At 60.6% G+C, this 12,289-nt stretch carries 10 protein-coding genes and 2 pseudogenes; 6 read left to right on the top strand and 6 right to left on the bottom strand.

Annotated elements, in window-relative coordinates; genetic code table 11:
- Positions 1–68: 68 nt before the first annotated feature.
- The 3 genes and pseudogenes from BI343_RS15815 to BI343_RS19430 form a co-directional block, all read left to right on the top strand.
- Positions 69–704 (top strand): LysE family translocator, encoded by a 636-nt coding sequence (locus BI343_RS15815; protein WP_071110420.1) that lies wholly within the window; start codon positions 69–71, stop codon positions 702–704.
- 40 nt (positions 705–744) lie between these two features.
- Positions 745–987 carry a DUF1993 family protein gene (locus BI343_RS15810; RefSeq protein ID WP_083341016.1) on the top strand — a complete coding sequence of 81 codons (243 nt, stop codon included), beginning with the start codon at positions 745–747 and terminating at the stop codon, positions 985–987.
- 243 nt (positions 988–1,230) lie between these two features.
- Positions 1,231–1,524 (top strand): annotated as a pseudogene (locus tag BI343_RS19430) (DUF1993 family protein); the annotation flags it as partial.
- Between the two features lie 48 nt (positions 1,525–1,572).
- Here the strand turns inward: BI343_RS19430 and BI343_RS15805 are convergent.
- From BI343_RS15805 to BI343_RS15790, 4 genes are all read right to left on the bottom strand, one after another.
- The gene (locus BI343_RS15805) at positions 1,573–1,746 is read right to left on the bottom strand and encodes a DUF2788 domain-containing protein (RefSeq protein ID WP_390861589.1); all 174 of its coding nucleotides are present in this window, start codon (positions 1,744–1,746) and stop codon (positions 1,573–1,575) included.
- A gap of 136 nt (positions 1,747–1,882) precedes the next feature.
- Entirely contained in the window at positions 1,883–3,109 is a 1,227-nt protein-coding gene (locus BI343_RS15800; RefSeq protein ID WP_071110419.1) for an argininosuccinate synthase, read from the bottom strand.
- A gap of 48 nt (positions 3,110–3,157) precedes the next feature.
- The gene (gene argF / locus BI343_RS15795; protein WP_071110418.1) at positions 3,158–4,081 is read right to left on the bottom strand and encodes an ornithine carbamoyltransferase; all 924 of its coding nucleotides are present in this window, start codon (positions 4,079–4,081) and stop codon (positions 3,158–3,160) included.
- A gap of 190 nt (positions 4,082–4,271) precedes the next feature.
- The gene (locus tag BI343_RS15790; protein WP_071110417.1) at positions 4,272–6,230 is read right to left on the bottom strand and encodes an aminotransferase class I/II-fold pyridoxal phosphate-dependent enzyme; all 1,959 of its coding nucleotides are present in this window, start codon (positions 6,228–6,230) and stop codon (positions 4,272–4,274) included.
- 154 nt (positions 6,231–6,384) lie between these two features.
- Between BI343_RS15790 and dinG the strand changes: the two genes are divergently transcribed.
- The 3 genes and pseudogenes from dinG (at position 6,385) to BI343_RS15775 (ending at position 10,309) form a co-directional block, all read left to right on the top strand.
- On the top strand, positions 6,385–8,508 hold the full coding sequence (gene dinG, locus BI343_RS15785) for an ATP-dependent DNA helicase DinG (protein WP_071110591.1): 2,124 nt from the start codon (positions 6,385–6,387) through the stop codon (positions 8,506–8,508).
- A 115-nt stretch (positions 8,509–8,623) separates the two neighbouring features.
- Positions 8,624–8,911, top strand: a pseudogene (locus tag BI343_RS15780) (DUF3579 domain-containing protein); the annotation flags it as partial.
- 198 nt (positions 8,912–9,109) lie between these two features.
- Positions 9,110–10,309 (top strand): porin, encoded by a 1,200-nt coding sequence (locus tag BI343_RS15775; protein WP_071110415.1) that lies wholly within the window; start codon positions 9,110–9,112, stop codon positions 10,307–10,309.
- A gap of 71 nt (positions 10,310–10,380) precedes the next feature.
- On the opposite strand, the gene BI343_RS15770 is transcribed toward BI343_RS15775, so the two are convergent.
- Positions 10,381–11,103, bottom strand: coding sequence for an endonuclease (locus BI343_RS15770; protein ID WP_244886673.1), 723 nt, complete (start codon positions 11,101–11,103; stop codon positions 10,381–10,383).
- Positions 11,104–11,341: 238 nt separating this feature from the next.
- Positions 11,342–12,274 (bottom strand): IS5 family transposase, encoded by a 933-nt coding sequence (locus tag BI343_RS15765; RefSeq protein ID WP_071110413.1) that lies wholly within the window; start codon positions 12,272–12,274, stop codon positions 11,342–11,344.
- Positions 12,275–12,289 lie beyond the last annotated feature (15 nt).

The raw sequence follows: 12,289 nt of genomic DNA, 5'->3' as shown, positions 1-12,289 counted from the left end.
GCATTGCCAAACCGCCTCGCCGCGTGGTGTTATGGAGCATTCAAGTCCATCTTGCTCCAAGACAAAACATGCTCGTGACCCTGCCGCAACTGGCCGCCTTCCTGGCCGCAGCCATGCTGATCACTCTCTCGCCCGGCCCGGACAACCTGATGGTCCTGAGCCAGGGCATTTCGCGCGGACGCCGCCAAGGCATGGCCTTCGGACTCGGCTGCGCCCTCGGTTGCCTGAATCACACGCTGCTGGCGGCGCTGGGCATCAGCGCGCTGATCGCCGCGTCGCCGCTGGCTTTCACCGCGCTGAAAATCGCCGGCGGTGCTTATCTGGTTTATCTGGGCTGGGGCGCCATCCGCAGCCCCGGCGCCAGCTTCCGCGCCGATGGCCAGCTGGCCGGGCAGCAGAGCTCGTTGGCCGCCACCTTCCGCCGCGGCCTGATCGCCAACGCCATCAACCCCAAGGTGGTGTTGTTCTTCCTGGCCTTCCTGCCGCAATTCGTCAATCCGGCGCAGGGTCCGGCCGGCCTGCAGACCGCCATCCTCGGCACCGTGTTCACGCTGCAGGGCGCCGTCATCTTCGGCGCGTTGGGCTACTTTTCCGGCCATGCCGGCCAGTGGCTGGCCAGAAGCCGCAAGGCGAGCCAATGGCTGGACCGCGTCGCAGGCAGCATTTTCATCGCCTTGGGCCTGCGCCTGATCCTGGCGCGCTGACAAACTGCCGGCTTTGCGCCGGTTAGCAAAGGAGCGAGAGATGACTTTCAACGTTTACCAGGCTTCCATTCCGGTCCTGCTGCGCGGACTGGACAATCTATCCGCCATCCTGCGCAAGGCGGAGCAGGACGCCGCCGCGCGCAACATCGCGCCTGAAGTGTTTTTGCAAGCAAGGCTGGCGCCGGACATGTTTCCGCTGTTGCGCCAAGTGCAGATTGTCAGCGACACCGCCAAGGGCTGCGCCGCCCGACTGGCCGGCATTGAGGTGCCGAGGGGCTGTTGACGTTTGGTGAGCGGTCGCGCCGGGATGCGTTTTGCGACGAATCGAGGCGTTTCGCGCGCCGCATTTCATTCTCTGCCAGCGCGGAACAACGAAGAGTCGGCGCGAAAGGCGCCCGGCCCTGCGGGTTTGGCCGCTTTGGTCCGGAAGCCGTGTTGCCCAGTCCTTGCATAGAATGACTATGCGGCGGACTGTGCGTCTTGCTTCCGGCCCAAATCGGCGCAAACGCGATCCACTCACCAAACGTCAACAGCCCCTAGCTACGCCGACGAGGAAAAAAGCTTTGACGCACTGCTGCAGCGTCTGGCCCAAACCCGCGCCTTCATTGAGCGCATCTCCCAAACGCAGCTGGACGGCAGCGAAAACCGGGAGGTGACCCTTAAAGTGCGCGGCAACGAATTGCGCTTCCAGGGCCAGGACTATCTGTGCGGCTTTGCGCTGCCCAATTTCTATTTCCACATCACGGCGGCCTACGCCATTCTGCGTCATAACGGCGTGCCGCTGGGCAAGATGGACTACCTGGGCCAGATTCAACAATAAGCGCAATGCAGACAAACGGCGCGACGGCAAAACCGCCGCGCCGCCTGGCTATTTCTTCAACAAGAATTCCACCAGCACGGTCTTGAAGATAAAGCCCGTCACGCCGAAGCCGAGCGCCAAAAACAGCACGAAAATGCCCAGCTTGCCTGCCTTGGATTTCTTGCCCAGGTCCCAGATGATGAAGCCCATGAACAGAATCAATCCGGTCAGACAAACCGCCATCGAAATATCGGTGAATTGCTCTTCGGACACTTTGTCATTCCTTATCCGCTTCACAAAACACAAGCCTGGTTTGCTCTGCGGACTATGAAAAATGGCGGCCGCCTGGCCGCCATGTCAACGGTATGGATGAATTGTATCAGCTGCGCTTGCTGCGCGCATTGGCGGCAATGCGCATCCGCAAGGCGTTCAAGCGGATGAAGCCGGCCGCGTCGGCATGATTGTAAGCGCCGCCGTCTTCGTCGAAGGTGGCGATGGTCGGGTCGAACAGCGAGTCGGTTTTCGATTCGCGGCCGACGACGATGACATTGCCCTTGTACAGCTTCAGCCGCACCCAGCCGTTCACCGTGGCCTGCGAGGCGTCTATCATCTGCTGCAGCATCGCGCGCTCCGGGCTCCACCAGTAGCCGGTGTAGATCAGCTGCGCGTATTTCGGCATCAGCTCGTCCTTCAGGTGGGCCACTTCGCGGTCCAGGGTGATGGACTCGATGGCGCGGTGAGCCTTCAGCATGATGGTGCCGCCCGGGGTTTCATAGCAGCCGCGCGACTTCATGCCGACATAGCGGTTCTCGACGATGTCCAGCCGGCCGATGCCGTGCTGGTTGCCCAGGCGATTGAGCTCGGTCAGCACCGCGGCCGGGCTCAGCGCCTGGCCGTTGACAGCGACGATGTCGCCCTTGCGGTATTCCAGCTCCACGTACTCGGCCTGATCCGGCGCGTTCTCCGGGCTGACCGACCACAGCCACATGTCTTCTTCCGGCTCCTGCGCCGGATCTTCCAGCACCGTGCCTTCGTAGGAAATGTGAAGCAGATTGGCGTCCATAGAGTACGGGCTGCCGCCGTTTTTCTTCTTGCTGATGTCGATGCCGTGGGTTTCGGCATAAGCCAGCAGTTTTTCGCGCGACAGCAAATCCCACTCGCGCCACGGCGCGATCACTTTCACATCCGGCTTCAGCGCGTAATAGCCCAACTCGAAGCGCACCTGGTCGTTGCCCTTGCCGGTGGCCCCGTGCGACACCGCGTCGGCGCCGACCTGGTTGGCGATCTCGATCTGGCGCTTGGCGATCAACGGACGGGCGATGGAGGTGCCTAGCAGGTACTCGCCTTCATAGATGGTATTGGCGCGGAACATCGGGAACACGAAGTCGCGCACAAACTCCTCGCGTAGATCCTCAATGAAGATGTTCTCCGGCTGGATGCCCAGCGACACCGCCTTTTGCCGCGCCGGCTCCACCTCCTCGCCCTGGCCGATATCGGCGGTGAAGGTCACCACTTCGCACTGGTATTCGTCTTGCAGCCACTTGAGGATCACTGAGGTATCCAGACCGCCGGAGTACGCCAAAACCACTTTTTTGATGTCAGACATTGCTTCTCTTTCCACTAAATTATTTGCCTATGCGCCGAAGGGAGGACCTCAGTCCTGGTTGCGTCCCAACAGCAGGAATTCGATCAAGGCTTTTTGGACGTGCATGCGGTTTTCCGCTTCGTCCCACACCACGCTCTGCGGGCCATCTATCACCTCGGCCGCTACTTCCTCTCCGCGGTGGGCCGGCAGGCAGTGCATGAACAAGGCGTTGGGCTTGGCGTGCTGCATCAGCGCCGCCGTCACCTGATAGCCGGCAAAAGCCTCGCGCCGCGCCGTTTGCTCGGCCTCGTAACCCATGCTGGTGAACACGTCGGTGGTGACGATGTCTGCGCCCTGCACGGCGCGCACGGGATCCTGGGTCAGCTCCAGCACATCCGGGCCGTAATGATGGCCATCGAGCGCCGCCAGCTCGTAACCCAGCGGCGAGGCCACCTTCAGCTTGAAGCCGAGCAGTCGCGCGGCCTGCAGCCAGGTGCGGCACACATTGTTGCCGTCGCCTATCCAGGCCACGGTCTTGCCCTTGATCGAGCCATGCCGCTCGACATAGGTGAAAATATCGGCCAACACCTGGCACGGGTGGTACTCATTGGTCAGACCGTTGATCACCGGCACCCGCGAGTGGGCGGCCAAACGCTCCACCACGCCCTGCTCGAAAGTGCGGATCATGATGATGTCGCTCATCCTGGACAGCACGCGCGCGGTGTCCTCGATAGGCTCGCCGCGGCCGATCTGCGAGCTCTTGGTATCCAGAAACATCGCGTGGCCGCCCAGCTGCGCCATGCCGGCCTCGAACGAGACGCGGGTGCGCGTGGAATTCTTTTCGAACACCATGGACATCACCTTGCCGACCAGCGGCCGGTACAGCTCGCCGGCGCTTTGTCGTCGCTTCAGGACCTGGCTGCGCGCGAAGAGATGGTGGTACTCGTCGGGAGTGAGGTCGCTGAACTGCAGGTAATGCCTTACGGACGTCATGATGCTCCAATCAAAAAAAGAGGCCGTTGCGCGTGCAACACCAAGAGGTGATTTCATGCGCAACGGCACATTACTACACGCTGGTCTCAAGTCACTTTACAAATGCCGCACCCCCATAAGCACACAGGCATGTTTTACAGAAATGCGACATTTGTTATATTTATCGGAAATCGCCCTGTCTGACAAGCACTCAGTTGAACAGGCTCCGCCCCGGCAGCTCCGCCCATTCCTCCGGCCGCAGCACCCGCACGTAGAATTCCCCGCCATCTTCGGCCAAACCATGCATTTCTATGGTTTTTTGCGTTTTTTGCAAACGAGCGAGATAAGCCAATATGGTGTCGTCTATCACCTGCCCCGGCACCAGCACTGGAATGCCGGGCGGATACGGCACAATCTGGTCGCAGCACACCCGTCCGCTCAGCGCGGCATTGGGCCGTCCGTCGTCGTCCAGCAGCGGCAAACGCTCTCCCGCCTCGTAGAAGGCGTCGCGCGGCAGGCAGGCCAGGCGGGTGAAGCGCGGAATTTCCGGCATCCGCCCCAAGGCGCGGGGCGGACGGTTTTCCTTAGCCAGCCGCAGCATCGCGTCGTACAGCCGGGACAATTTGCTGCGGGTGGTGCCTATGGTCAGCAGCAGCGTGATGGTGCTGAAGGTCGACTTCTCCACCTGGATGTTGTAGCGCTCGAACAGCGCCTGCTGCAGCTCGTCGGCGGTGAAGCCGGAACGGCTGAAATCGACCGTCAGCTTGGTGGGGTCCAGCAGAATGCCGTCCTCGCGCATCTCTTCCGGCAATAGATCATTCAGCTCCAGCACACGGAAGGCGCCGGTGGAGTTGATCTTCTCCCTCAGCTCCTGCGCCAGCTTCAAGGTGCGGTCCAGCAGGCGGTAGCCTTCCATCACCGCCTGCTTGCGCGCCACGTCCAGGCTGGCGATCAGGTTGTACTGTGGGCTGGTGGACGCGTGCATGTTGAAGTTCTCTCGGAACAAATGCTCGTCGAAGCGCGGGTCGGTGACGTGGATCATGCTGGCCTGCGAGAACGCCGACAGCACCTTGTGCGTGCTTTGCGTCACATAATCGGCTCCGGACTCCAGCGCGGTCGGCCGGAACGCGGGGTGGAAACGGGCGAAGCCGTACCAGGCCTCGTCCACGATCACCTTGATGCCCTTTTCGTGCGCGGCTTCGATGATGGGCTTCAGGTCGTAGCGCAGTCCGTCGTAGGTGCAGGAGGTGAGGATTAGCACCCGCGCGTCCGGATTCTCGTCTATGGCCTGGAAAATGGTCGTCTTCGGCACCGGCCCGAAAATGCCGTACTGGCGGTTGATCGAGGAGTCCAGATACACCGGCCGCGCCCCGGACAGGATCACGCCGTGATGCACGGACTTGTGACAGTTGCGGTCCAGCAGCAGCTTGTCGCCCGGCGCCAGCAGCGTCTGGAAAATCACCTTATTGGATGTGGAGGTGCCGTTGGTCGCGAAATAGGTCTTGCGCGCGCCAAAGGCCTTAGCCGCCAGCATCTGCGCCTCGGCGATGACGCCGGTGGGATGCAGCAGAGAATCCAGCATCGGCACCGACACCGACAAGTCCGCGCGCAGCAGATGTTCGCCGACGAAATCGTGGAAGTCGCCCACCCATGGGCTGCCCTTCAGCGAATCGCCGCCCGAATGGCCCGGCGTATGCCAGGAATCCTTGGCCATCCGCACATACTGTTTGAGCCGGTCATAAAAAGGGGTAGCGGACTTTTCCGCCAGTTCGGCCGACAAAATGCGGAACCAGCCGTTGAAATCGGCTTCGTCGCGGTAGAAATAGCCGTCCACCGCATGGCTGGCCAACTCCTCCACCAAGGCCCGCTCGTCGTCGTCCCGCAAGAAGACATACAGGGAGATTTCCGGACGAAAATCGCTGATGCGGTTAGCCAATTGCGCCGCCGCTTCGCCATTGGCGGCGCCCTTCAACTGCCGGTCCACCAGCGCCACCTGCACTTCGCCGTCGCGGGCAAGCAGCTCCATGGTTTCCGCCGTGGCGTTGGCGGCGACGAAAGTCATGCCAAACGGATTCTCCAACCGCACGGCGGCGGCCCCCAGGCCCGCCATCACTTCGGCTTGCCAAGTCACATCGTCGCTGACCACGAGCACGCGGCTAACGGGTTTCATGATGGTTTCTCCTGATGGTGTTTGCCGCGCACATTGTTATGTATGGAGTCTGTCCGGCCATGCGCGTGTTTTTTGTTTTCCCCTATCCTATCCGCATCCCGCGCCCGCCGTCATTATGCGGGCGCACATCGGCCGCATACGTTACAATTGCGCCATGCTGACCGATGCCGAAAAAGACGCCATACGCGACCACTATCGCGCCATTTCCGACCGACTGCCGGGCTTTCGCCCGCGCGCCTCGCAACGCCGCATGCTGGCCGAAATCGCCAATGCGCTGGCGCGCTCGCAAGAGAAAGTCGGAGACGAATGGCCGCAGCGCGAGGGCGAAAGCATTACCGTGATCGAGGGCCCCACCGGCGTCGGCAAGAGCTTGGCTTATCTATTGGCCGGCGGCGTGATGGCGCGCGCGCGCGGCAAAAAACTGGTAGTCACCAGCGCCACCGTGGCGCTGCAGGAGCAACTGGTCAACCGCGACCTGCCCTTCGTGGTGGAAAACAGCGGCCTGCCGCTGACCTTCGCCCTGGCAAAGGGCCGCGGCCGCTATCTGTGCCCGTACCGCCTGTACGGCCTCACCGCTCAGCACGCGCAGCAAAGCCTGCTGCAGCCGGACCCGATGATGGCGCTGTGGGACCACAAGCCGGAACAGGCCGAACTGGACGCGCTGACCGCCATGGCTGACGCCTTCCATCAGCGCAAATGGAACGGCGACCGCGACAGCTGGGATAGCGTGGTGGAAGACGGCCTGTGGGCGCGCGTCACTAATGACCGCCACGGCTGTTTGAAAACCGCCTGCCCCAATCGCGTGGAATGCCCGTTCTATCTGGCGCGCGACACATTGGAAAACGTGGACGTGGTGGTGGCCAATCACGACTTGATGCTGGCGGACGTTTCCATGGGCGGCGGCGTCATCCTGCCCGCCCCCGAGGAAAGCTTCTATTGCATAGACGAGGCGCACCATCTGGCCAAGAAAGCCATCAATCAGTTCGCCGCCGAGCATTCGCTGGGCCAGGCGCTGGGCTGGCTGGACAAGGTGGCTGCCGTCGTGGTCCATGCCGAGGCGCATACCGGCAAAGCCGAATTGGCGAGCAGCGCCATCGACTCCGCCGCTGCCTGCGTGGAAACGCTGACCGAGTGGCAATGGCTGCTGGGCAGCGAGGAATCTCTCGCCGCCAGCAGCGACAATCTGGAGCCATCCTGGCTGATCGAAGACGGCATCCTGCCGGAGCGTCTGAAAACGCCGGCCGCCAATATGGCGATTTCCGCGCGCGCGCTGAGCAAGCAGCTGGACGATATGGGCAATGCCCTGTCCGAAGCGCGCAAGGACAAAAGCGGCGACGCCGACCTGGACAAAACCGCCACCGAGCTGGGTTTCCTGATCGGCCGCGCCGAACAGCTGATGGCGGTGTGGGACTTGTTCGATACCGAAACGCCGGAAAACGCGCCGCCTATCGCCAAATGGATTACCCGCCGCTCTGAAGGCAAGGGCGACTATCTGTTCTCCGCGTCGCCCGTCAGCGCCGCCGCCAGTCTGGCCGCCACCCTGTGGCGCCGCGCCGCCGGCGCCATCCTGACCTCCGCCACGCTGCGCTCGCTGGGCGACTTCGAGCTCTTGCTGTCGCAAACCGGCCTGAAATGGCTGCCCAAAGTCAGCTGCCTGGCATTAGACTCGCCGTTCAATTTCGACGAGCAAGGCGAACTGTATCTGCCGCCGCTGCTGGCCAGCCCCAAAGACCCGGGCGGCCACACCCGCGAGATCATAGAATGGCTACCCAAGCTGATCGACCTCTCCCAGGCGGTCGGCACGCTGGTGCTGTTCTCCTCGCGCAAGCAGATGCAGGACGTGGCCGCCGGCCTGCCGGCCGAATTGCGCGCACAACTGCTGGTTCAGGGCGACATTCCCAAGCGCACGCTTCTGGACACCCACCATCAGCGCCTGCAAGACCATCAGGCCAGCGTGATCTTCGGCTTGGATTCCTTCTCGGAAGGCCTGGACCTTCCGGGCGAGAGCTGCGTGCACGTCATCATCGCCAAGCTGCCGTTCGCCATGCCGGACGATCCGGTGGGCAAAACGCTGTCGCGCTGGATAGAAAAGCGCGGCGGCAACCCGTTCATCGAGCTGACCGTGCCGGAAGCGTCGATCAAACTGGTGCAGGCCGTCGGCCGACTGATCCGCACCGAGCGCGACTACGGCCGCGTGACCATCCTGGACAATCGCCTGACACGGCAAAGCTATGGCAAGAAGCTTCTGGCCTCGCTGCCCCCATTCAAGCGCATATGATTTTCAGGTATGATCACGGAACTTTCGCATTAGCAAATAACGCCAGCCTACAATATCCCCTAGCAAGTACGACAAAACAGGCTACACCCAAAGCAAACATACTGGTCCCACCGCCATGATCTGTAATCCGTACGAAATCGTGATCCAAGGCCTCACCTCCGAGGGTCGCACCTTTCGCCCCAGCGACTGGGCCGAACGCCTGGCCGGCATCCTCGCCTCCTTCGACACCAACCAGAAGCTGTCCTACCACGCCTTCGTCCGCCCGATGATGCTGGAAGGGGTGCGCTGCGTGGCCGTGGACAAGAAACTGGAAAAAATCTACCCGCAAATCTTCCAGTTCCTGATGGCTTTCGCCAAAGACAATGACCTGCGCGTAGTCGATTGTCGGACACTCATCGACGAAATCTACCCGAACAAGTTTTCGGCATAAACGCAACAAGCGTCGTATTCTCGCCACTCTTTTTGCCAGTTTGGAAACAGTTTTGTCATATTCTGTGGTTAAACTCAGACAAGTTGTGAAGCGGCAGTCTAATCTGTGAACAGACATGCCGAACCTTCACGCTTCATCGCAGAACCGTCCGACTTGACTTGGAGTTCCATCATGCAAAAGAAGAATCTGGCAGCACTGGTTGCATCGCTGTTCATCGTCCCGGTCGCAGCTCACGCCGACGTCACCATCTATGGTTTCCTGAGCGCTGGCATTGAATCCGTCAAGGCCACCGGCAACGGCAATTCGGCCAACGACTACACCTCGCGTACCCGCGTTTCCGACTACAACTCCCGCATCGGCTTCAAGGGCAACGAAGACCTGGGCAACGGCACCAAGGCCATCTGGCAAGTGGAAAGCAGCCTGCGCAACTTCGAGCAGGGCGGCACCGATGACAAGAACAACTCCGCAACGCTGGGCACCCGCAATACCTTCGTCGGCATCGATAATGCAGACTTTGGCCGCGTCCTGCTGGGTAACCACGACTCCGCTTACAAGGTCCTATCCGGCAGCGGCAATAGCGCGCTTGGCGTGGATATCCTGATTAACACCACGGCGGAAAACTTTGGCAAGTCTTCCGTCAACGGTCGTGGCGAAGAACGCCTGAAGAACTCCATCCACTGGTACTCCCCGAACTGGGCCGGCTTCAAGCTGGGCGCATCCTGGGGCGTGGATGAAGCTCGCCTGCAAGACAACACCAGTGGCAGTTCCACCGATGCCAAGCGCCTGTCGCTGGGCTTGGCCTACAACTGGGGCGCGCTCAACTTGAGCACCGGCTGGGATCGTCGCTATGACACCGCTGTCAAGGCTAATACAAACTCGATCTACACCTCCACTGCCACTCCGCCCGATGCCAATGGCACCAGCGGCAAAAATGTTAGCTTATACAATATCGCCGGCAGCTATAAGTTCGACTTCGGCACTTACATTGGCGGCTACTATGAGTGGGCAACCTACGATCAAATCGGCGGTGGCCAACTGAAGCAGGATGACTGGATGATCGCCTTGGGCCAAGACTTCGGCGCGGCCTCCATCAAGCTAGGCTACGGCCAACTTGGCTCCCTGAAGAATGTGGCCACTGGCATCAGTGGCGATGACTTCAAGGCCAAGCAGTGGATTCTGGGCGGTACTTACGACCTGTCCAAGACTACCCAGCTGATCGCCTATTACACCAAGATCACCAACAACGCCAAGGCTAGCGCCAACTTCGCGAATGACGCGGTATACGACACCGGTCTGGGCACCAGCGGCGCCAAGCTGACGAGCGGCAACAGCCCGCAAGCCTTCGGCTTCGGCATGAAGGTTGCGTTCTAAGCCTGATTCGATCTAAAAGTCAAAACGCCACGGCATGTCGTGGCGTTTTTTTCTTTGTAATCACCAGAACATCAACCACACACCCTGCTCAGTTCCTCCGGCTGCGACACCAGGAAGTTGCCTTCTCCCTGCCATTGCATGATGCGCTTGTTGCGCTGGCGCTCCCACTCATCCACCGGATATTGGCGCGCCCAGGCGCACATCAGCTGCTTGTCCTGGCGGCTCATGCTCAAACCATAGCGCTGATGCATGTAAAGCGTAATCCGCGCCGCAGCCCCCCTGACCTCCTCGCGCGGTTGAAAGCGCTTCAGCTTGAAGTCCACAATGGACTGACACTGGCCGTACACCGGGCGCGGGTGGATTTCCCAAGCGCCATAGGAGAAGTTGGCGCGATCGCCGTTGACCTCCCCCACCGCTGGCACCAGATTATTCAAGTCTCCCTCCGCCATCTGGAACAAGGGATCATTTGCGGCGCAATTCTTGCGGCCTCCTTGTTGCCAACACTGGCGCTGATGCCCCAGCACCCAGGCTGGCACCACATGCTCCCATTCGATGCGGCTGGCTCGGCTTTCGGATTTTCGTGGCTGATAGCCGCAAGACGCCCAGTCCACGTCCTTGCCCTGATAGCGGCAGCCGCAATAAAAATCGACCTCCATGCCGGAATACAGCCTCGGCAGAATACGCTTGGCGGCAGTGAAGTTCCGGTACCCCACCTCCTTGCTGCCGCCGACCAATGGCTGCGGACTGACCTTGTCTATCTGTGCCGGTGCCGCTTGCCCGGTTCCAGAGAGCAAAGCCTCTCCTAGCGCCGCTAATTGCTTGACTTCGCCAGACTTGGCCACCTGGTTCAACTGATGGGAGTCGCAAGCAGCCAGGGACAAACTGATTGAAATTAGAAATATCGATGTTCGCATTGACCGAAGTGTAAGCACTCAAGTCAATAGCGGCAATATAATTGCCCAATTATTACAAAGCCCGGGCGCTGTTGCACAAATCCTGAACAGGGCGAGTTTCCCCTTTCCCCAAACGGATTTACGCCACCGGCACCGTGCACGGCCGGCCCAGCATGCTGAAGCGGTTCAAGATGGCAGCACGTACTTGCAGCTCTGCCACTTGACCATCGAAACGCCGGGCCATCACCCTCTCGCCTAGCCGTTTAAAGCAATACATCTTGGTTTCCACCAAGCTGCGGCGATGGTAGCCGCTCCAACGCTTCCAGATCGCCCGGCCTAGTCGCTTGGTGGTCCGCAGAATCTCATTCCGCGCCAGCACTCCCAGCACACTTCCTTTCCACGGTCTCGCATTCTTGCGGCTCGGAATGCACCCGATCGCGCCCCGCGCGGCAATCGCCTCATGGCACGCCTTGGTATCAAAAGCCCCATCGCCGCTCACGCAGCCTATCGGCTCATCAGCCGGGATTTGCGTCAATAGCGAAGGTAGCATTTGCGCATCGCTCTGGCGGTTGTCGGTTACCTCGATGGCGCGGATTTGCAGGGTTTCCGCATCGATGCCCAGATGCACCTTACGCCATTGCCGGCGATATTCCGCGCCATGTTTCTTGGTTTTCCATTCACCTTCGCCCAGTATTTTGATGCCTGTGCTATCGACCAGCAGATGCAGCGCGCCAGCACTTTTCTGGTAGGGAATTTTGACCTGCAGCGTCTGCTGCCGCCTGGATAGCGTGCTGTAATCTGGGACGCTCCAGTCCAGACCCGCCAACTGGATCAGGCTTTGGATGAAGCCGATGGTCTGCCGCAACGCTAGTCCAAACAGGTTCTTAATGGTCAGGCAGAATTGAATAGCGGCATCGCTATAGGTCTGCGTCCGTCCGCGCTTGCCCCGAGGAGTTGCCCGCCATGACATGCTTGTGTCCAGCCAGACGGACAGGGAGCCGCGCTGGATCAGGGCTCGGTTGTAGGCTTTCCAGTTGGTGGTTCGGTAGCGTTTCGGAGGGGGCTTGGTCATGCCACTATCTTACCA

The sequence above is a fragment of the Chromobacterium amazonense genome (assembly GCF_001855565.1).
GTDB classification, from domain to species: Bacteria; Pseudomonadota; Gammaproteobacteria; order Burkholderiales; family Chromobacteriaceae; genus Chromobacterium; species Chromobacterium amazonense.
The sequence above is the reverse complement of the archived record's forward strand: the minus strand, read 5'-3'. Positions and strand labels throughout refer to the sequence as shown.